At 53.7% G+C, this 20,360-nt stretch carries 20 protein-coding genes and 1 pseudogene; 12 read left to right on the top strand and 9 right to left on the bottom strand.

Annotated elements, in window-relative coordinates:
- Nucleotides 1-19 precede the first annotated feature (19 nt).
- The 4 genes from GYRE_RS20950 (at nucleotide 20) to GYRE_RS20935 (ending at nucleotide 4,053) form a co-directional block, all read left to right on the top strand.
- The gene (locus GYRE_RS20950) at nucleotides 20-1,294 is read left to right on the top strand and encodes an HlyD family secretion protein (RefSeq protein WP_167829707.1); all 1,275 of its coding nucleotides are present in this window, start codon (nucleotides 20-22) and stop codon (nucleotides 1,292-1,294) included.
- Nucleotides 1,287-3,383: a peptidase domain-containing ABC transporter gene (locus tag GYRE_RS20945; RefSeq protein ID WP_038258087.1), complete on the top strand. Its 2,097-nt coding sequence runs from the start codon at nucleotides 1,287-1,289 to the stop codon at nucleotides 3,381-3,383. The genes GYRE_RS20950 and GYRE_RS20945 overlap by 8 nt, the downstream gene beginning before the upstream one ends.
- A gap of 35 nt (nucleotides 3,384-3,418) precedes the next feature.
- On the top strand, nucleotides 3,419-3,676 hold the full coding sequence (locus tag GYRE_RS20940) for a putative hemolysin (protein WP_038258084.1): 258 nt from the start codon (nucleotides 3,419-3,421) through the stop codon (nucleotides 3,674-3,676).
- Nucleotides 3,677-3,747: 71 nt separating this feature from the next.
- Nucleotides 3,748-4,053: a hypothetical protein gene (locus GYRE_RS20935; RefSeq protein ID WP_038258081.1), complete on the top strand. Its 306-nt coding sequence runs from the start codon at nucleotides 3,748-3,750 to the stop codon at nucleotides 4,051-4,053.
- Here GYRE_RS20935 and GYRE_RS20930 read toward each other — a convergent pair.
- The gene (locus tag GYRE_RS20930) at nucleotides 4,036-4,383 is read right to left on the bottom strand and encodes a DUF488 domain-containing protein (RefSeq protein ID WP_038258078.1); all 348 of its coding nucleotides are present in this window, start codon (nucleotides 4,381-4,383) and stop codon (nucleotides 4,036-4,038) included. The two genes, GYRE_RS20935 and GYRE_RS20930, sit on opposite strands and share 18 nt — an antisense overlap.
- Before the next feature lie 164 nt (nucleotides 4,384-4,547).
- Here GYRE_RS20930 and GYRE_RS20925 point away from each other — a divergent pair, with 164 nt between their 5' ends.
- A complete protein-coding gene (locus GYRE_RS20925; RefSeq protein WP_038258075.1) occupies nucleotides 4,548-5,255 on the top strand; it encodes a CTP synthase C-terminal region-related (seleno)protein in 708 nt (235 codons plus the stop codon).
- Between the two features lie 42 nt (nucleotides 5,256-5,297).
- Here GYRE_RS20925 and GYRE_RS20920 read toward each other — a convergent pair whose 3' ends face one another.
- On the bottom strand, nucleotides 5,298-6,446 hold the full coding sequence (locus tag GYRE_RS20920) for a CynX/NimT family MFS transporter (protein WP_373896515.1): 1,149 nt from the start codon (nucleotides 6,444-6,446) through the stop codon (nucleotides 5,298-5,300).
- Nucleotides 6,447-6,577: 131 nt separating this feature from the next.
- On the opposite strand from GYRE_RS20920, the gene GYRE_RS20915 reads away from it, so the two are divergent.
- Nucleotides 6,578-7,408 (top strand): AraC family transcriptional regulator, encoded by an 831-nt coding sequence (locus GYRE_RS20915; protein WP_167829706.1) that lies wholly within the window; start codon nucleotides 6,578-6,580, stop codon nucleotides 7,406-7,408.
- Here the strand turns inward: GYRE_RS20915 and GYRE_RS20910 are convergent.
- Entirely contained in the window at nucleotides 7,364-7,810 is a 447-nt protein-coding gene (locus GYRE_RS20910; protein WP_038258070.1) for a DUF441 domain-containing protein, read from the bottom strand. The genes GYRE_RS20915 and GYRE_RS20910 overlap by 45 nt on opposite strands.
- Nucleotides 7,811-7,955: 145 nt before the next feature.
- On the opposite strand from GYRE_RS20910, the gene yoaI reads away from it, so the two are divergent.
- Nucleotides 7,956-8,063: a small membrane protein YoaI gene (gene yoaI / locus GYRE_RS25145; RefSeq protein WP_272953340.1), complete on the top strand. Its 108-nt coding sequence runs from the start codon at nucleotides 7,956-7,958 to the stop codon at nucleotides 8,061-8,063.
- On the opposite strand, the gene GYRE_RS20905 is transcribed toward yoaI, so the two are convergent.
- The 3 genes from GYRE_RS20905 to yeaG form a co-directional block, all read right to left on the bottom strand.
- On the bottom strand, nucleotides 8,060-8,596 hold the full coding sequence (locus GYRE_RS20905) for a YbaK/prolyl-tRNA synthetase associated domain-containing protein (protein ID WP_112471415.1): 537 nt from the start codon (nucleotides 8,594-8,596) through the stop codon (nucleotides 8,060-8,062). The genes yoaI and GYRE_RS20905 overlap by 4 nt on opposite strands.
- A gap of 93 nt (nucleotides 8,597-8,689) precedes the next feature.
- On the bottom strand, nucleotides 8,690-9,967 hold the full coding sequence (locus GYRE_RS20900) for a YeaH/YhbH family protein (RefSeq protein ID WP_006819568.1): 1,278 nt from the start codon (nucleotides 9,965-9,967) through the stop codon (nucleotides 8,690-8,692).
- Between the two features lie 127 nt (nucleotides 9,968-10,094).
- A complete protein-coding gene (gene yeaG / locus GYRE_RS20895) occupies nucleotides 10,095-12,029 on the bottom strand; it encodes a protein kinase YeaG (RefSeq protein WP_006819569.1) in 1,935 nt (644 codons plus the stop codon).
- 441 nt (nucleotides 12,030-12,470) lie between these two features.
- Between yeaG and GYRE_RS20890 the strand changes: the two genes are divergently transcribed.
- Nucleotides 12,471-13,217: a MipA/OmpV family protein gene (locus tag GYRE_RS20890; protein ID WP_006819571.1), complete on the top strand. Its 747-nt coding sequence runs from the start codon at nucleotides 12,471-12,473 to the stop codon at nucleotides 13,215-13,217.
- 47 nt (nucleotides 13,218-13,264) lie between these two features.
- On the opposite strand, the gene GYRE_RS20885 is transcribed toward GYRE_RS20890, so the two are convergent.
- Both GYRE_RS20885 and gapA read right to left on the bottom strand, forming a co-directional pair.
- Nucleotides 13,265-14,146, bottom strand: coding sequence for a D-hexose-6-phosphate mutarotase (locus GYRE_RS20885; RefSeq protein WP_006819572.1), 882 nt, complete (start codon nucleotides 14,144-14,146; stop codon nucleotides 13,265-13,267).
- 71 nt (nucleotides 14,147-14,217) lie between these two features.
- Nucleotides 14,218-15,213, bottom strand: coding sequence for a glyceraldehyde-3-phosphate dehydrogenase (gene gapA / locus GYRE_RS20880; RefSeq protein WP_006819573.1), 996 nt, complete (start codon nucleotides 15,211-15,213; stop codon nucleotides 14,218-14,220).
- 343 nt (nucleotides 15,214-15,556) lie between these two features.
- Between gapA and msrB the strand changes: the two are divergent.
- Both msrB and GYRE_RS20870 read left to right on the top strand, forming a co-directional pair.
- Nucleotides 15,557-15,971, top strand: a pseudogene (gene msrB / locus GYRE_RS20875) (peptide-methionine (R)-S-oxide reductase MsrB).
- A 40-nt stretch (nucleotides 15,972-16,011) separates the two neighbouring features.
- Entirely contained in the window at nucleotides 16,012-16,290 is a 279-nt protein-coding gene (locus tag GYRE_RS20870) for a YeaC family protein (protein ID WP_006819575.1), read from the top strand.
- A 41-nt stretch (nucleotides 16,291-16,331) separates the two neighbouring features.
- Here GYRE_RS20870 and chiD read toward each other — a convergent pair whose 3' ends face one another.
- Complete coding sequence (gene chiD, locus GYRE_RS20865; RefSeq protein ID WP_038258062.1) at nucleotides 16,332-17,585, bottom strand: chitinase ChiD; 1,254 nt, start codon at nucleotides 17,583-17,585, stop codon at nucleotides 16,332-16,334.
- Nucleotides 17,586-17,865: 280 nt separating this feature from the next.
- On the opposite strand from chiD, the gene GYRE_RS20860 reads away from it, so the two are divergent.
- Nucleotides 17,866-18,942: a zinc-binding dehydrogenase gene (locus tag GYRE_RS20860; RefSeq protein ID WP_038258059.1), complete on the top strand. Its 1,077-nt coding sequence runs from the start codon at nucleotides 17,866-17,868 to the stop codon at nucleotides 18,940-18,942.
- Nucleotides 18,943-18,966: 24 nt separating this feature from the next.
- Entirely contained in the window at nucleotides 18,967-20,346 is a 1,380-nt protein-coding gene (locus tag GYRE_RS20855; RefSeq protein ID WP_038258057.1) for an MFS transporter, read from the top strand.
- Nucleotides 20,347-20,360 lie beyond the last annotated feature (14 nt).

The raw sequence follows: 20,360 nt of genomic DNA, 5'->3' as shown, positions 1-20,360 counted from the left end.
ATCTTCAAGGGACTCTATTTTGTTTCGTAAGGATGCTATTGCCAACAGGAAAATGAAATGGCGAGGGCGAGCAATATTGCTGCCGGGTATTCCATTTTGGACGGTCGCTACCGGTAGCCTGCTTTTTATCGCTGCGTTCCTGCTGTTTATCATCGAAGGAACTTATACCCGCCGGGTGAATGTGGTGGGTGAGGTTACGACCTGGCCGCGGGCGGTGAATATTTACTCAGGAGTTCAGGGCTTTGTAGTGAATCAGTTCGTTCACGAAGGGCAGATGATCCGTAAAGGAGAGCCTGTCTATCAGATTGATGTCAGTAAAAGTACGCGTAGCGGCGTAGTGAGCGAAAATCAGCGCAGAGATATTGAGAGCCAACTGGTTCGCGTTGATAACATCATCCAGCGGCTGGAAGAAAGCAAAAAAATAACCCTCGACTCTCTGGAAAAGCAACGTTTGCAATACAGTGAAGCCTTCCAGCGCTCCTCGGATATTATTCGCCGGGCACAGGAAGGCATCAACATTATGCAAAGCAATATGGAAAATTACCGGCATTACCAGGCGCGGGGGCTTATCAACAAAGATCAGCTAACGAATCAGGTTGCCTTGTATTACCAGCAGCAGAATAACCTGCTCGGGTTAAGCGGGCAAAATGAACAAAACGCTCTGCAGTTAACCAGCCTGGAAAGCCAGATCCAGACCCAGGCGGCGGATTTTGATAACCGGATTTATCAGATGGAGCTCCAGCGCTACGAATTACAAAAAGAGCTGGTGGAAACCGACGTTGGCGGTGAAATTGTGGTTCGCGCATTGTCGGATGGGAGAATCGATTCCATGAGCGTGACCATCGGGCAGATGGTAAATCCCGGTGACAGCCTTTTGCAGGTAATCCCGAAGAATATCGAGAATTACTATCTGATCCTCTGGGTGCCAAATGATGTGGTGCCATACCTGAAGTCGGGTGACCGCGTTAATCTCCGCTACGAAGCGTTCCCGGCGGAGAAATTCGGTCAATTCCAGGCAACAGTGACCACCGTGACCCGAACGCCGGCTTCCACACAGGAAATGCTCACCTATCACGGGGCCCCAAAAAATACGCTCGATGCCTCGGTCCCCTGGTACAAAGTCATTGTAAAGCCGGAGCAGCAATCCATTGTATACGCTGGAAAATCGCTACCACTGGAAAATGGTATGAAGGCTAAAAGCACACTCTTTCTCGAGAAACGGAAAATATACCAGTGGATGCTTTCTCCCTTCTACGACATGAAACACAGCGCCACAGGTCCGCTCAATGATTAACGGAAGATTCAGAAACATGGTAAGCCAGCTGGATATGCACTGGCGACCGCGGATGCCGGTGATTCACCAGACCGAGGCGGCAGAATGCGGTCTTGCCTGCCTGGCGATGGTGTGTGGGCACTATGGCAAGAATATTGATTTAATCTCGCTGCGGCGGCAGTTCAATCTCTCGGCACGTGGCGCTAATCTTGCAGGCATGAAGGGGATTGCCGAGGAGCTTGGTATGGCAACCCGGGCGCTGTCACTCGAATTGCACGAACTTAGCGCGCTAAAAACGCCGTGTATTCTTCACTGGGACTTTAATCATTTTGTGGTGCTGGTGGGGATAAAAAGAAATCACTTTATCCTGCACGATCCGGCCCGTGGCCGGCGACAGGTGTGCCAGCAAGAGATGGGGCGCTATTTTACCGGTGTGGCGCTTGAAGTATGGCCAGGCAGTGAGTTTACCGCCGAAAAGGTGAATAACCGCCTTAGCCTGCGTACGCTCTTCAACAGTATTTATGGCATTAAAAGTACGTTGGCGAAAATCTTCTGTCTGTCAGTGGTGATTGAAACTATCAATCTGGTGATGCCAGTTGGAACGCAGCTGGTCATGGACCACGCCATTCCCGCAGGGGATCGAGGACTGCTGTCGCTCATCTGTGCCGGGCTGATGTTTTTTATTCTGCTTCGTGCAGCTACCGGTGTGCTCCGGGCCTGGTCATCGTTAGTGATGGGAACATTGATTGATGTGCAATGGCAATCCGGCTTATTTAACCATCTGTTGAGACTTCCCCTCAGCTATTTCGAACGGCGCAAACTTGGCGATATCCAGTCACGCTTTGGTTCACTCGACACATTGCGCACAACTTTTACCACGAGCGTGCCAGGCGCCATCATGGACAGCATTATGGTGCCTGGTGTGCTAATCATGATGGTGCTTTATGGCGGATACCTTTCCTGGGTGGTACTGGGGTTTACCGCAATATATGTGCTGTTGCGTCTGGTGACTTATGGATATTACCGGCAGTTATCAGAAGAAACATTGGTCCGCGGTGCGCGAGCCAGCTCTTATTTTATGGAGACATTGTACGGAATTGCGACGATAAAGATGCAGGGAATGGCTGAGCGGCGCGGATGTCACTGGCTTAACCTGAAGATTGATACTATCAACTCGGCCATTAAGCTAACAAAAATGGATTTGCTGTTTGGCGGAATTAATACTTTTGTCATCGCCTGCGATCAGGTGGCTATTCTATGGCTCGGTACCAGTCTGGTTATCGACAATCAAATGACCATCGGTATGTTTGTCGCATTTGCCGCTTTTCGAAGCCAGTTCTCCGACAGGGTAACCTCTCTGACCAACTTTCTTTTGCAGTTACGGATGATGAGCCTGCATAACGAACGTATTGCGGATATTGCCCTTCACGAGAAAGAGACGAACAAACCAGACCTTATGATAGCCGCAACCATGCAGCCAGTATCACTGGATATTTCCGATCTGAGCTTCCGCTACGACAGTCAGTCAGCACCTGTGTTCAGTGGGTTAACGATGTCTATCGCCCGAGGGGAAAGCGTTGCCATCAGCGGTGCATCGGGAGCCGGGAAAACGACCTTACTCAAAGTTCTCTGCGGTTTGTTTGAACCGGACTGCGGTAAAGTGCTGGTGGATGGTACCGACATTCGTCAACTGGGCATCAATAACTATCACAAAATGATTGCCTGCGTGATGCAGGACGACCGATTATTTTCAGGTTCAATCAGGGAGAATATTTGTAGCTTCACCGAGGATGTTGATGAAGACTGGATGATAGAGTGCGCTAAAGCCAGTTATATTCATGATGTTATCATGAATATGCCAATGGGGTATGAAACCCTGATTGGCGAACTGGGGGAAGGGCTGTCCGGTGGACAAAAGCAGCGTATTTTTATTGCTCGCGCACTGTACCGCAAGCCTGGCATTTTGTTTATGGACGAAGCCACCAGTTCCCTGGATACCGACAGCGAACGGTATGTGAACGGCGCGATAAAACGCCTGAACATTACCCGGGTGATTATCGCCCACAGAGAAACGACGCTGCGAACGGTCGACAGAACCCTGGTTATCTGATTATGCAGGTACCGAATAATGACACAGGAGTTGCAATGAAATATATCTACCTTTTACTGCCGCTGATACTGGCAGGCTGCGCGCCGTCTTCACCGAAGCCGGTAATGCAGGATGCACCGCCGCCGCCGAATATCGGTATGGCGAACCCGGCATCGGTTTACTGCCAACAGAAGGGCGGTACGCTGGTACCGGTACAGACGCCGCAAGGGGTGCGCAGCGACTGTAAACTGCCGGGCGGTGAAACCCTCGATGAATGGGCGCTGTGGCGTCGCGATCACCCGCAACCTAAGTGACTTCCATCAGCTCCTGCGATACACTTCTCGTTCAGAATTTTCTTAGATTCAGAGGCGCGTTCGGGAGAAGTATGTTCCAGCTAAAGCCGGGAGCCACGGCGATGATAATTGGTGCGCGTACCGTTTCCGGACGCGCAAATATTGGCAAATCGGTTGAGCTGTTTGCGCTGTGCCAGCCGGGCGAAAGGGTGCTGAACCCGGTTAACGGCGTCATGACGGAATTACCGGCGCAGGCGCCGCGTGCCCTATGGCTGGTAACGGGAAACGTTCGCGCAACTGACGGCCAGCACGGTTTTGCTTTTGTGCGTCCGGAGTATCTGATGCCGCTGATGCCGGACGCGCAGCCTGAAGCGATGCGATCACTCGAGGTGTGCTAACCAGTCTGCCAGCACCAGCGCGTGGTTTTGCTGAGTGTTTTTAGCGGCATACAGCAGGGTCAGGCCCTTTTCCCGGGCAACCGTCGCTAAGCGAAGACCCTCGCCGCGCTGCTGATTAAGCTCCTCCCGGTAGTGCTGGCAGAAGCTGGCAAAATCGATAACTTCACCGTGAAACGCTTTACGCAACTCCGCCGACGGGGTCAGGTCTTTGCACCACTCATCGTACTGCAACGCCTCTTTCTTCACGCCACGCGGCCAGAGCCTGTCAACCAGCACCCGATAGCCATCGGCTTCGCAGGCGTCGTCATACACGCGTTTACACTGGATCATGGTGTCTCCCTTTTTCCTCATTCCAGCCTCCAGCATAGGCCAATGGTCAAAGAGTTAACAGCCGAATACCCCCTGTTTACCAGGTATTGTTATTCTGCGCAAAGACCGCTAGTCTGAGGTTCCTTATGTTGTCCGAAAAAATTGTCAGGCATAAGGATCCCCTCATGGAAAATGTGACACCCAAATCCGCTCTTCGCATCGCCCTCGTTGGCGACTACAACGCTGAAGTTCTCGCCCATCAGGCGATCCCGCTTGCTATCGATGATGCCGCTGCCGTGCTGGGGTTTGACGCCGATTACGACTGGCTGATGACGCAGGAAATTCAGAGTGAAGATAACCTGGTCGGTTACGACGCTATCTGGCTGGTACCGGCAAGCCCATATCAGAGTGTGGAAGGGGCGTTGACGGCAATTCGCTATGCGCGTGAGAACGCCATCCCGTTTCTGGGCACCTGCGGCGGTTTTCAGCACGCGATTATTGAATATGCCCGTAATGTGATGGGCTGGGAGGATGCGGCCCATGCGGAAACCGACCACGAAGGGCGGATGGTGATTGCACCGCTGACCTGTTCGCTGGTGGAGACATCAGACACCATCGAGCTGCGCGCCAACACGCTGATTCATCGCAGCTATGGCCGTGACAGCATTCAGGAGGGGTACCACTGCAACTACGGTATTTCGCCGCTGTTTGCCGCCGAGCTCGATAATCAGCCGCTGCGGGTGACCGGCTGGGATGAAGAGGGGGAGATCCGCGCCGTTGAGCTGATGACGCATCCGTTCTTTGTTGCCACGCTGTTCCAGCACGAGCGCAACGCGCTGGCAGGGCGTCCGGCACCGCTGGTCCAGGCGTTTTTACACGCCGCCCGCCAGTAACCGTGAATGCCCGCCGGGAAAGCTCGCGGCGGGCAGAAGGGATTAACGGGGGTGAATGGCCCGGTCACGCCCGGCGAGGGCGCCGAAGACCGCCATCAGCAGGGCAATGACGGCGATAATCATCAGCGGTATGTGCCAGTCACCGGTCAGATCGTGAATTTTCCCCATTAACGGCGGCCCACCGGCGGCCAGCAGATACCCCACCGACTGCGCCATTCCCGAAAGCGCGGCTGCCTGATGGGCGGAATGGGTGCGCAGGCTAATAAACGTCAGCCCGAGAATAATTGTCGCGCCCGAGCCAAAGCCGTAGATAAGCGTCCATAGCAGAGCCTGTGAAGGCACCAGCCAGAATCCGAAGGCGCTCAGGACGCACATCAGCGACACCAGAATGGCTATCCCGCGCTGATCGCGAAGCTTATGCAGCACCAGCGGAATCGCAATACCTGGCGCCGCGGTGGCCAGCTGCAGCAGACCATGCAGAGAACCTGCCTGCGCCTCGCTGTAACCCTGGCTTATCAGGATTGCTGGCAACCAGCCAACAATCACGTAGTAAACCAGCGAGTTGATGCCGAGAAACAGCGTAACCTGCCAGGCGAGCGCCGAGCGCCAGATGCCTTTGCTGTGCAGCGCCCCCGAGTTGGTGAGCGGCGCGGCGGCATGTTGCCGCCACTGCGGCAGCCACAGCACAAACGCCAGCAGCGGGAAGACAATCAGCATCAGCAAAGCACCGCGCCAGCCGAAGCCGTTTAGCGCCAGGGGCACCATCAGCGCTGAGCCAAGCGCCGCCGCACCGCCCATGGTCACCGAGTAGGCGCCGGTCATCTTCGCCACGCTGTGCGCATAGTTGCGCTTGATTAAACCCGGCAGCAGGACGTTACCGATGGCGATACCGCAGCCAATTACTGCCGTACCGCTATACAGCCAAACCGGCGATGGCAGCGAGCGCAGAGCGATACCGGCGCATATCAGCAGCATAGCCGCCAGCAGGCAGCGTTCTATGCCGAAGCGGCGGGCAACGCCCGCTGCAAGCGGCGACACCAACGCAAATGCCAGCAGTGGCAGAGTGGTCAGTAATCCCGTCTGTGCGGTGGTTAAACCATAATCGGCACGAATGCTGTCCAGCAGGGGAGCCGCGCCGGTGAACGCCACCCGCAGGGTGGCAGCGATAGCCAGAATGCCAATAATAAGCATCAGGTTCTGGCGACCTGATGTAGAAACGACAGTACGCATTTTTCTTCTCCATAACAGTGGCGACACAATAGCGGTTTTCACCTCTGTTTAAATCAAGCTAAAATGACAAATAATCGCTAAATTCGGACAAGATGATGCACGGACTCGGGCTCGATGGTTACGATGCTGATAGCCAGCATGATGCGGCCGTGGCGTTTCATATTCAGGTGCAGGCAGATGAGCAGGTGATCCCGGTGCATCAGCACCGCAAGGGGCAGCTGATTCTGGTGCTGCACGGCGCACTGACCTGCGAAGTGGAAAACGCGATGTGGGTGGTACCTCCGCATTTTGCCCTATGGGTGCCGGGGCTAATGCCCCACAGCAACCGGGCGACACCGGGCGGACGCGTCTGTTTTTTGTTTATCGAGCCGCATGCGGCACAGATGCCTGCGCACTGCTGTACGCTCAAAATCCAGCCGCTGGTGCGGGAGCTTATCCTGACGCTTGCAGAGCGCCGCGGTAAGGCGCTGCATAGTCCCGAAACGGGGCGGCTTATCAGCGTGCTGTTCGACGAGCTGCCCCGACAGCCGCAGGAGCACCTGCAGCTACCGGTCTCCACGCACCCAAAAATTCGCCAGATGGTCGATACCATGGCCAGCGAGCCGGGCAACGGACAAACGCTGACGCAGTGGGCAGACCGGTTTGCCATGAGCGAACGTAATCTGGCCCGTCTGGTGGTGAAAGAGACCGGGATGAGCTTTCGCCGCTGGCGGCACCAGCTACAGGTGATCCTTGCGATGCAGTTGCTTATTCGCGGGCAGACGGTGCAGCAGGCGGCGCATGCCCTGGGCTACGACTCGACCACGGCATTTATTACCATGTTCAGGAAAGCCGTCGGGCAGACGCCAAAAGCCTGGATTAGTGAGCTCAACCAACAGTCAGGTTTTGCCGACCACCAGGGAGACCAGTCCCGCGGCAATTAACGGCCCCACCGGAACGCCGCGAAACAGCGCCACGCCCAGCACGGTTCCTACCAGCAACCCCGCCACCAGATGCGGCTGAGAGCTCATCAGCGTGACGCCGCGGCCGCCAAGCCACGAGACGAACACGCCAATGGCGATAGCCACCAGTGACTTCCAGTTAGCGAAAGAGTGCAGCAACGTGGAGGGGGGAAGCGTACCGCTGGCAATGGGGGCCATCACGCCGATAGTCAGGATGATTATCCCTATTGATAATCCCTGCTTTTCCACCCACGGAAAGAACGTGTTCAGCGGAGTGACGCGGATAATAATCAGCACCAGGATAGATACCGCCACGGTGGTGTTGTGGCTAATAAATCCCAGCGCGGCAAGTCCCAGAAGAATGAGTAACGTGGTGTCGAACATTCTGAATTTCCTTGCAAAATAGTAAGCCTGCTTACTTTGCCGGAAAAATGAACTCGCTGCAGTAAAAAAACACTATGCTGTCATGATGTTGTCATTTTATTGTATGAAAATTAACCGTGACGGCATCAGGTGCGGAGCGTGTGGCATGAACGATACAATGTGGGTAGAAACGGTGACCATCACGGCCGTGTTTCTGGGCATTGTGATGATCCTCGTCATGTCGGTTCTTGTTCTGGAGAGAATGGACGGTTAGCTGTCCACGCGGTGAAACTCGACCAGTTCCGGCTTTGCGATACGCAGGTAGTCGGCGGTGTTCATGATAACCGATTTCTCCAGCAGCCCGGCGTTGAAAGCTATTTCATCAAAGCGGCTGAAGAGCAGGGGATCGGCAACCAGCTTCAGCTGTGGGTGAAAGCTGAACGGGGGGATGGCGCCAAACACGCAGGCGGTGAGGGTATCCACTTCTACCGGGCTTGCCAGCGACGCGCGTAATCCGCCTTCCTGTTTCGCGAGCTTGCCCAGATCTGCCTGTAAATCTCCTGCCAGAATGGCCAGCACATGCTGGCTCACACCGTTTCCCTTCACTTTGCAGACCAGTGCTTTCGCGCCCTGACCCAGTGCGGTACCGCGAATTTCAGAAACGGCTTCACATTTTCCTACCGCTTCATGTTCAACCACGCGAAAGCGTGCGCCTTCCTGTTCCAGTAGGGCGACGAGTTGCTCATGAATATTGCGGTCTGTAATTTCGGACACGTGTTCCTCCTCGTAGGGATAACGAACGGTCATTGAATGACGGTGGGAAGATAGTCGCCGTTACTCTACTGCAGGAAAGCGGTGGGAACAACATCGCTGCCCTGGGGAAAGGCAGCGATGAAGGTGTTATTTTTCTGCACCCTGCTTGTGGAACAGCTCGCGGAATACCGGGTAGATATCGTCCTGATCGCGGATATGCTGCATGGCGAAGTTGTCAAACGTTGCCTGCAGGTGTTCATACTCCCGCCACAGGGTCTGGTGCGCCCGGCGGGTGATTTCGATATAGCTGTAGTACCGCACAACCGGCAGCAGTTTCTTCGCCAGAATTTCATGACACAGCGGTGAATCATCGGCCCAGTTGTCACCATCAGACGCCTGGGCGGCGTAGATATTCCACTGCGCCGGGTCGTAGCGTTCTTTCACTACCTCGTCCATCAGCTTCAGGGCGCTGGAGACGATGGTCCCACCGGTTTCCTGCGAATAGAAGAACTCATGTTCATCGACTTCTTTCGCCTGAGTGTGGTGGCGGATATAGACCACTTCTACGTTCTTATAGGTTCTGCTGAGGAAGAGATACAGCAGGATATAAAAGCGTTTCGCCATGTCTTTGGTGGCCTGATCCATTGAGCCGGAGACGTCCATCAGGCAGAACATCACCGCCTGGCTGGAGGGCTCTGGCCGTTTTTCGTAGTTCTTGTAACGCAGATCGAAGGTGTCAATAAACGGCACCCGCTCGATTTTGGCACGCAGCTCAGCAATCTCTTTACGCAGACGCTCCTCTTCCAGCAGTTGCGCCGGTTCACTTTGACTGACGATCTCAAGACTGGCTTCCAGCTCATGCAGTGCACGGCGTTTACCGGCAGTCATCGCGGTACGGCGGGCGAGCGAATTCTGCAGCGAACGTACCACGCTGATGTTGGCCGGAACACCGTTGGCGGTGAATCCCGCACGGTGAGTTTTAAACTCGTTGAGCTGACGGTGCTGGTTCTTGCGAAGATTAGGCAACGCCAGATCCTCAAACAGCAGATCCAGATACTCGTCTTTGGATATCTGAAAGACGAACTCATCCTGACCTTCGCCATCGGCGCTGGCCTGGCCTTGTCCACTCCCGCCGCCACCGCCGCCTCCCTGAGGGCGTTCGATACGGTCGTTTTGTACAAAATGGTCGTTGCCGGGATGAACGCGATGGCGCAGCCCGCCACGACCCTGATGAAACATCGGTTCGCTGATGTCGTCCGTTGGAATAGAAACGGACTCGCCGCTGTCGATGTCGGTCACCGAGCGCTTGTTAATGGCCTCAGAGATCGACTGTTTTATCTGCGCTTTATAGCGACGCAGAAAGCGCTGGCGGTTTACCGCGCTTTTATTTTTACCGTTCAGGCGCCGGTCTATGAACCAGGTCATATGCCCCTCCCGTACTGCATTTGCCAACCTTACGCTGCACAGTTATGCCGGATGGCGCTCAGCGAATCCGGCCTACAGGCTCGTTGCTGCTGTAGGCCCGGCGGTGTTATGCCGCCGGGCGCTACGGTTATGATGATTTACGCACGCGGAGATACCATTCGCACAGCAGGCGCACCTGTTTGCGGGTGTAACCTTTCTCCATCATCCTGTCGACAAAGTCGTCGTGCTTTTTCTGCTCATCGGTCGAGGTTTTGGCATTAAACGAAATCACCGGCAACAGCTCTTCGGTATTGGAGAACATTTTCTTCTCAATGACCGTGCGCAGTTTTTCGTAGCTGGTCCAGTTCGGGTTACGGCCGCTGTTATGCGCTCTGGCGCGCAGCACGAAGTTGACGATTTCGTTACGGAAGTCTTTCGGGTTACTGATCCCGGCCGGCTTCTCAATTTTCTCCAGTTCAGCATTCAACGATTCGCGATCGAACAGTTGTCCGGTATCCGGATCGCGATACTCCTGATCCTGGATCCAGAAATCCGCGTAGGTGACATAACGATCGAAAATGTTCTGCCCGTACTCGGAGTAGGATTCCAGGTAAGCGGTCTGGATCTCTTTGCCGATGAACTCGGCGTATTTCGGGATCAGATAGCCTTTCAGGAACTCAAGATAACGTTCCGCCTGCTCCTGCGGGAACTGCTCACGCTCGATTTGCTGCTCCAGCACGTAGAACAGGTGCACCGGGTTTGCCGCCACTTCGGCGTGGTCAAAGTTGAACACGCGGGAGAGGATTTTAAAGGCGAAACGCGTGGACAGACCGTTCATGCCCTCATCGACGCCCGCATAATCACGGTACTCTTGGTACGATTTGGCTTTCGGGTCGGTATCTTTCAGGCTCTCACCGTCATAGACGCGCATTTTCGAGTAGATGCTCGAGTTTTCCGGCTCTTTCAGGCGCGAGAGGATGGAGAAACGCGACAGCGTTTCCAGCGTCCCCGGGGCGCACGGAGCATGGGTCAGCTCACTGTGGTTAAGCAGTTTCTCGTAGATTTTGATCTCTTCCGAGATACGCAGGCAGTACGGCACCTTGACGATATAAACACGGTCGAGGAAGGCCTCGTTGTTTTTGTTGTTACGGAAGGTGACCCACTCAGATTCGTTCGAGTGAGCAAGAATGATCCCATTGAACGGCAGGGCAGAGATCCCCTCGGTCCCGTTGTAGTTGCCTTCCTGGGTTGCGGTCAGCAGCGGATGCAGCACCTTAATTGGTGCTTTAAACATCTCGACGAACTCCATGATCCCCTGGTTAGAGCGGCACAGGGCGCCGGAATAGCCGTAGGCATCCGGGTCGTTCTGCGCATAGTGCTCCAGTTTACGGATATCAACCTTACCGACCAGCGCAGAGATATCCTGGTTGTTCTCATCACCGGGCTCGGTTTTGGCGATGGCAATCTGCTCAAGAATCGATGGCCACACCTTCACGACGCGGAATTTGGTAATGTCGCCGCCAAAATCATGCAGGCGCTTCGCCGCCCACGGAGACATAATGGTGCCGAGGTAGCGGTGGGGGATGCCAAATTCCTTATCGAGGATCTGCGCATCTTCCTGCGGGTTAAACAGGCACAGCGGGTGGTCATTCACCGGGCTGCGCTCGCCGTTGGCGCTCAGCACATAAATCGGCACGAGCTGCATCAGCGATTTCAGGCGTTCAGCCAGCGATGACTTACCGCCACCTACCGGACCCAGCAGATAAAGGATCTGTTTCTTCTCTTCAAGACCCTGTGCAGCATGCTTGAGGTAAGAAACAATCTGTTCGATGGCATCTTCCATGCCATAGAATTCTTCAAACGCCGGGTAGCGTGCGACCACCCGGTTCGAAAAGAGACGGGACAGCCGTGGCTCGGTGGCGGTATCGACCATCACTGGATCACCAATTGCGGTCAATAGACGCTCTGCCGCGTTGGCATAGGCACTGCGATCTTGCCGACAAATGGTAAGAAACTCCTGCAGTGTGAACTCTTCGTCCTTGGCAGCTTCATAACGCTGGCGATAGTGATCGAATATATTCATGGCATGCCGTCCTTTCGTTTTTTTAGCACATGTTAAGAGCCGTTCTATGAATAATGTAGGCTCCCGGAAGGGGTACACGGCGCTGTGCTGTCGTTCGCCCTGGTCACAACCAGCAACCCATGTGCCAGGTTGTGCTCAAACCAGAGATAACGTGCCCGGCGATTACACCTTCTGAATTTAAGCGTAGATGGCAATTGCGAAACTTGCATGCTGCAAAAAACTAATTTCAATGACATATCAATAACTCATCCAAAAATAGTTCATGACAATTTGTGCGATAGCACCTGCATTCATCCAGCAGTCATTGAACTGTCAGCAGGATGTCATTTGAAACTGAGATTTTAAGAAGTTAAATAATGTAATGACGGGTAAAGAATTTGAGGTACGAGTGTCAGGGCGTTACACTTCTGCCGCTTGTAACAGATAACGGGATAATGGATTGTGAATAAATTTAAGTTATTAGCACTGGGTGTGCTCATCGCGACGTCAGCCACCGCAGCGCATGCAGAGGGGAAATTTACCCTGGGTGCCGGGGTAGCGGTTTTCGAAAGTCCTTATAAGCAGTACAGTGCCGATGTTTATCCGGTTCCGGTCATCAGCTACGAAAGCGATGATTTCTGGTTCCGTGGTTTTGGCGGTGGTTACTATCTGTGGAACGACCAGTCTGACAAGCTGTCGATTACCGCTTACTGGTCACCCATGTACTTTAAGCCGGGTGACAGCGATAACAATCAGCTGCGCCAGCTCGATCGCCGTAAATCCACCATGATGGCGGGGCTCTCTTACGTCCACAACACGCCATATGGCTTCCTGCGTACCACGCTTGCCGGTGACACACTCGGCAACAGCAACGGCATCACCTGGGATACCGCGTGGCTTTATCGCTACACCAACGGCGCATTCACCCTGACGCCGGGTATTGGTATCGAGTGGAGCAGTGAAAACCAGAATGACTACTACTACGGGATTTCTGGCGACGAATCGCGCCGCAGTGGCCTTGATCGCTATGACCCGAACAGCAGCTGGTCGCCGTACCTGGAACTGTCTGCGAACTACCGCTTTGCGGGTGACTGGAGCATCTATGGCGCAGCGCGCTATACCCGTCTGACCAGTGAAGTAACCGACAGCCCAATGGTATCCACTTCGTGGAGTGGCCTGGTTTCTACCGGGATCACCTACACCTTCTGATGGTTCTATACCAGCCGGGCACTCCGGCTGGTCGCTTCTGTTTACGGTTATTTATTCACGCGAATGGTTTGACCCAGGCGTGAGGCTTTCTCTTCTCTGGCTTTCTGCGGTACGCTGACGCAGGCCGTCTCAACGCACACGAAGGTTTTATAACCATCATCCGGCATATCGCCCATGCTCACCGACAGCGCCGGGCCCGGGTTCCAGCCTACCACATCGCTGTTATGGTGATGGGTGACTTCGATGCCCCGTTTTAGTGCCCCATCGTGGATCACGCTGCACCCTTCTGCATCAAGGTATACGCGGTCGGTACGATCCGGGAAGGTCTGTACGCCGTCAGCCAGTTTGCCTTCTTCGGCATTATTCACTTTATCAATATAGCGGGAGCCCAGGCCGCTCACTTTCACGGACGCAATGTCGCCAACGTTGAAATAGGTGTGCAGGGCCGAGGTGGTTTCGAACTCGCCGTGCGCTTCGAGCTCAATTTCACACGTTTTACCCAGCTTGAAGCGGGCGTAGAGGGTGAAATCGTGTGGCCACAGTTTGCGGCTTGCCTCGGTGGTCTGCAGCTCAAAAGTCAGCGCTACGCCATTCTCGTCTTCATTGTGGGCTTTCAGTACCCATGGCAGGTTGCGGGCAAAGCCGTGCGCTGGCAGACCCTGTTGCGCCGCCGGACCAAACCATGGCCAGCAGACAGGCACACCGCCGCGAATCGCCACACCATCTTTGAACGCGGTGTTGTTGCTAAGCCACAGCACTTCTTCTTCACCGGCTGGTTTCCAGGAGAGCAGGTGAGCACCCTGCAGGGCAAGCGAGGCTTTCACCTGCGGATGATCAACCACAATCAGCTCCAGCTCGTCGAGCTGGCGGCGGGAAAGTACAGGGGTAAGCTGTTCAACAACCGGGAGAGCAAAAATTTTGTTAATCATGGTGCAATCCTTCGTCAGGTATAAAAAAAGGCGACCGAGGTCGCCTTTTTGTCTTAATCGTTCATCTCAACTTATTTGGAGATGTGAGCGATCAGGTCCAGAACTTTGTTGGAGTAGCCAGTTTCGTTGTCGTACCAGGAAACCAGTTTCACGAAGTTGTCGTTCAGTGCGATACCTGCTTTAGCATCGAACACGGAAGTGCAAACTTCGCCGTTGAAATCGGTAGATACAACGTCGTCTTCGGTGTAACCCAGAACGCCTTTCATTGCGCCTTCAGAAGCGGCTTTGATTGCTTTCTTGATTTCTTCGTAAGACGCTGCTTTTTCCAGACGAACGGTCAGGTCAACAACGGATACGTTCGGAGTCGGAACGCGGAACGCCATACCGGTCAGTTTGCCGTTCAGTTCTGGCAGTACTTTACCTACTGCTTTAGCAGCACCGGTAGAGGACGGGATGATGTTCTGAGCTGCGCCGCGGCCGCCGCGCCAGTCTTTGTGAGACGGGCCATCAACGGTTTTCTGAGTTGCGGTGGTTGCGTGAACGGTGGTCATCAGACCTTCGATGATGCCGAAGTTGTCGTTGATAACTTTAGCCAGCGGAGCCAGGCAGTTGGTGGTGCAGGATGCGTTGGAAACGATGTCCTGGCCAGCGTATTTCTCAAAGTTGGCACCTTTAACGAACATCGGGGTGTCGTCTTTGGACGGGCCAGTCAGAACGACTTTTTTCGCGCCAGCAGTGATGTGCTTACGAGCGGTTTCGTCAGTCAGGAACAGACCAGTTGCTTCAGCAACGATGTCAACGCCCGCTTCGTTCCACTTCAGGTTAGCCGGATCGCGCTCAGCGGTAACACGGATTTTTTTACCGTTTACGATCAGATGACCGTCTTTCACTTCAACGGTACCGTTGAAACGGCCGTGAGTGGAGTCATATTTCAGCATGTATGCCATGTAGTCAGCGTCTAACAGGTCGTTGATTGCAACGATCTCGATGTCAGAACGTTCCTGAGCAGCACGGAAAACAATGCGACCGATACGGCCAAAACCGTTGATACCTACTTTGATAGTCATATATTCCACCAGCTATTTGTTAGTGAATAAAAGGTTGCCTGTAAAATTACAAAAACCTTACGCAGCGTCAAGCGGAATCGTGTCAATCATTGCGACAAATCAATCCTAATGGACAACCTTTGTCCGACTGACTCGCCTCACTCTTCCTATGGGCTTGCAAGCATATGGGGGCTGCGCACGGAATTTTAAAGAGCAATTTGGATAAAAACGTGAGTTAAATCACAAATGACCGACTGCGTATTCGCAACGAGTAAGTTTAGAACAAAAGTCTACGCCCCGGTGTTAATTATTTGTTAGAATCGACCGCAGAGAATGTCGGTTTTTTACAGCGAGATGCGAAGGCATGACAAAGCAAAATAACCCTGAAGAACTGCAAAAAAAATCTCACCGAAATGCAGTTCTACGTGACGCAAAAGCACGGGACTGAACCGCCGTTTACCGGCCGTCTGCTGCACAACAAACGCGACGGGGTATACCACTGTCTGGTGTGCGATGCGCCGCTGTTCAACGCGCAGAGCAAGTACGACTCAGGCTGCGGCTGGCCCAGCTTCTACGAGCCGGTGAGCGAAGAGGCTATCCGCTATCTCAATGACTACTCACACGGGATGCAGCGCACAGAAATTCGCTGCGGCAATTGTGATGCGCATCTGGGGCATGTATTCCCCGATGGTCCGCAGCCTACCGGCGAGCGTTACTGCGTTAACTCTGCCTCAATGAGCTTCACCGACGACCAGAACGGTGAGCAAACCAAAGGTTGAAAAAACGATTCAGCAAATTATTCCACTGGAGTGGGCTGTGATGAATGTTGATGAAATGATAAATGGCATGACGCCGGAAGTGTATCAGCGGCTGGTGACAGCGGTTGAACTGGGTAAATGGCCGGACGGCGTGGCGCTGACGCCCGCCCAGAAAGAGAACAGTTTACAGCTGGTGATGCTGTGGCAGGCGCGCAACAACAGCGACGCACAGCACATGACTATCGACACTCAGGGTCAGATGGTGATGAAGAGTAAGCAACAGCTGAAAGAGGATTTCGGCATCGTGCCGAAGCCTATCGCAACGCTTAAAATGCAGTGACGTATACCCCTCTCCTGTGGGAGAGGGGCTGATACTCGTCGTTAGTGTTTAATCCCAAGCGACGTCGCGAGCTGCTTTGCCAGCTGGTTATGATCGTCGGCACCATATTCCCAGAACATCGCCCCGGCTAATCCCTTCTCCTTGATGTACTGTGCTTTGAGATCCACCGAGCGCGGGTTTTCGTATGAGAGGGCAAACAGCGGCTCGCCGCTGGCTGATTTCACCGACAGCCACGGCACCTTCGCCTGGTCGTCCCAGTGCTCGGTAAAGCGTTTGTGCGGATCGTTCAGCAATTTGCTGACGATATCGTTGTACTTCACGTAGGTATCTTTATCGAGGTCGTAGCCAAGGGAAGTGAACAGCGCTTTTTCAGCCGGGCCAAAGTAGGGCTTCGTCGCCGGGTTGTTTTGCGCATCCGATTTGCTCCAGTCAATGCCCGGTTCCACGGCGCGTTTCGGAACCCGGCCATAAAAACCGATACCCAGGTTCATCTGCGAAGGCTTAAGCCCGGCGGCGAGGTAGTTATTCACCACGAAGTCGGTGCTGTACTTATCCGCTGGCGCTACCGTCGGCCAGTGGGTGGAGTCATACAGGTTGGAGTTGAAGTACTGCGTCCCGTAGGCCATGTCGTAGGTCATCAGGTTGATATAGTTCAGCAGCGGGGCGATCGCTTTCACATCCACCCAGCTTTTCGGACTTTCCGCATTTGCCCCCACGGCGATGGTCACCAGTTTTTTCGCTCCCAGCGCCTGGCGCAGCTCTTTCAGCAGCGCGGTAAAGTTATCGCGGTCTGCCGGTTGTTTATCCACCAGACCCCAGGCGCCGTTTACCGGATACTCCCAGTCGAGATCGATACCGTCCAGACCGTAACGATTGATGATTTCCTGCACCGAGCGGATAAAGACCGCGCGGCTCTCTTTGTTATCCGCCGCACCGGAGAAGCCGCGAGCGCCCCAGCCCCCCACCGATAGCAGCACTTTCAGATTCGGGTTTTGCTTACGCAGTGCCGGGATCTTTTGCAGATCGTCCATCACCTTCGGCGACAGCCAGATCTGATGCCGTTTTGCCGGATCTTTAAGCGCGGAGTTCGTCTCCCCGGCTTCGTCGTTGTAGATAAGGCCAAAAGAGTAGTTGAGATGGGTTATCTGACGAACGTCGAGCTTATTGATATCGCCACCCGGCCCGGCCGTGACGTCGCCACCACCGTTGAAATAACCGACTGACATAAGAGATGTTGCGAACGCGCCGGAAGCGCAGAGCAGGGGTAAAGCTGCCACAACTGGCAATAGTTTCATTCTTTTTCCTCTTTGACATGAATAAAAACAGGCCACGGTTATAACGTGGCGAAATAACAACCAGATGAAGCTAGCACCTTCAGCAGAGGAAAACTGCGAAGGTGTTCACGGCGTCTTCGTTAAAGCCAACAACATCGGATCCAGCCAAAACACGCTAATTGTGATCTGTGTTGTGAAAAGAAGATCTAAAATCTGTGTTTTAAAGATTTTGTGTTGACCTCAAAAATAGTATGGATAATGATGAGGGCCATTGATGCAAAACTACACACAGGAAGTCGTAATGAAAGCACTGGCGAGATTTGGTAAGGCCTTTGGTGGCTACAAACTGATTGACGTTCCGGTACCGGTTTGTGGCCCGGAGGATGTAGTGATTGAAGTGAAAGCCGCAGCTATCTGCGGTGCGGACATGAAGCACTACGAGGTAGATAACGGTTCCGACCAGTTTAACTCAATTCGTGGTCATGAGTTTGCCGGGCGTATCGTCCAGGTCGGGGAAAAGGTCAAACACTGGTCCGTTGGTCAACGAGTGGTGTCCGATAACACGGGGCATGTTTGTGGCGTTTGTCCCGCTTGTGAGCAGGGCGATTTTCTGTGTTGTACAGAAAAAGTGAATCTGGGGTTGGATAATAACACCTGGGGCGGTGGGTTCTCGAAGTATTGTCTGGTTCCTGGCGAAATCCTTAATATTCATCGCCATGCGCTATGGGAGATCCCGGAAGGTATCGACTATGAAGAGGCCGCCGTTCTGGATCCTATCTGTAACGCCTACAAATCTATCGCGCAGCAATCCAAATTTTTACCAGGTCAGGATGTGGTTGTGATTGGTACAGGACCGTTGGGACTGTTTAGTGTCCAGATGGCCCGCATCATGGGCGCTGTGAATATTGTGATGGTTGGCCTGGAGGAAGATGTTCGGGTGCGTTTCCCGATAGCCAAAGCGCTGGGTGCAACCGCGGTTATCAACGGATCCACCGAGGATGTCGTCGCGCGCTGCCAGGAGATCTGCGGCAAAGACAATCTGGGTCTGGTTATCGAATGCTCTGGAGCCAACATTGCGCTCAAACAGTCTATCGAGATGTTGCGCCCGAACGGTGAAGTGGTGCGAGTGGGGATGGGCTTCAAACCACTTGATTTCTCAATCAATGATATTACCGCATGGAACAAAAGCATTATTGGTCATATGGCCTACGACGCAACCTCATGGCGCAATGCGATTCGCCTGCTCGCTAGCGGTGCGATTACCGTAAAGCCGATGATTACCCACCGTATTGGCTTGTCGCAGTGGCGGGAAGGTTTTGACGCCATGGCCGATAAAAGCGCTATCAAAGTCATTATGACCTACGACTTCGATGAGTAAGCCTCGACACTCAGGGTGGTTAGCATGGAACAGATAACAAAACCGCACTGTGGCGCCCGGCTGGATCGTCTGCCGGATTGCCGCTGGCATTCATCAATGTTTGCCATTGTCGCCTTTGGATTACTTGTCTGCTGGAGTAACGCCGTTGGTGGGTTAATTCTTGCGCAGCTTAAAGATCTGGGTTGGGCAGATAATTCGGCGACCGCCACCTTCTCGGCGTTAACCACCGCAGGGATGTTTCTTGGTGCCCTGGTCGGCGGCATTATTGGCGACATTACCGGGCGACGAAACGCTTTTATCCTTTTTGAGGGGATCCACATCGTCGCTATGGTCGTTGGGGCATTCTCGCCGGATATGACCTTCCTTATCGCCTGCCGGTTTGTGATGGGAGTTGGCCTGGGGGCCCTACTGGTGACCCTTTTTGCCGGATTTACGGAGTATGTTCCGGGCAGAAATCGGGGAACCTGGTCGAGTCGGGTGTCGTTTATCGGTAACTGGTCGTATCCGCTGTGCTCGCTGATTGCGATGGGATTAACGCCGTTACTCAGCGCGGACTGGAACTGGCGCGTGCAATTGCTGATCCCGGCCGTACTGTCCCTCATTGCCACTGTCTTCGCCTGGCGCTGGTTCCCGGAGTCTCCACGTTGGCTGGAGTCTCGTGGGCGTTACCAGGAAGCTGAAAAGGTCATGCGGGCTATCGAAGAGGGCGTAATGCGCCAGACCGGCAAACCGCTACCACCTGTGGTGGCTGAAGAGGACAAAACGCCGCCGCGCAGCGTTCCATATTCCGCCTTACTCACCGGGGTTTTATTGAAGCGCGTCATTTTGGGTTCCTGCGTGCTGATTGCCATGAATGTGGTGCAATACACCTTAATTAACTGGTTGCCGACCATCTTTATGACTCAGGGAATAAACCTGAAAGACTCCATCGTCTTAAACACCATGAGTATGTTTGGTGCACCGTTTGGCATATTTATTGCGATGCTGGTGATGGATAAAATTCAGCGAAAAACAATGGGGGTTGGTTTATTAATACTCATTGCTGTACTGGGATATATCTACTCACTGCAGACCAGCATGCTGCTTATTACTCTGATTGGCTTTTTCCTTATTACTTTCGTTTACATGTACGTTTGCTATGCCTCGGCGGTGTATGTGCCGGAGATCTGGCCGACAGAAGCGAAACTTCGGGGCTCAGGGCTGGCAAACGCGGTAGGCCGAATTAGCGGTATTGCCGCTCCCTATGCCGTCGCCGTGTTACTTAACAGCTACGGCGTAACCGGCGTGTTCATCCTGTTAGGTGTGGTTTCGATAATTGTCGCCGTCGCGATCGCGACTATCGGCATAGAAACAAAAGGAGTTTCAGTCGAGAGTTTAAGTATTGATACCGCAATCACTAAATAATATTGATGGAAAAG

Origin of the sequence: Yokenella regensburgei ATCC 49455, from assembly GCF_000735455.1 — a bacterium.
GTDB classification, from domain to species: Bacteria; Pseudomonadota; Gammaproteobacteria; order Enterobacterales; family Enterobacteriaceae; genus Yokenella; species Yokenella regensburgei.
Note: the sequence above shows the minus strand (reverse complement) of the source record. Positions and strands in the feature narration are given on the sequence as shown.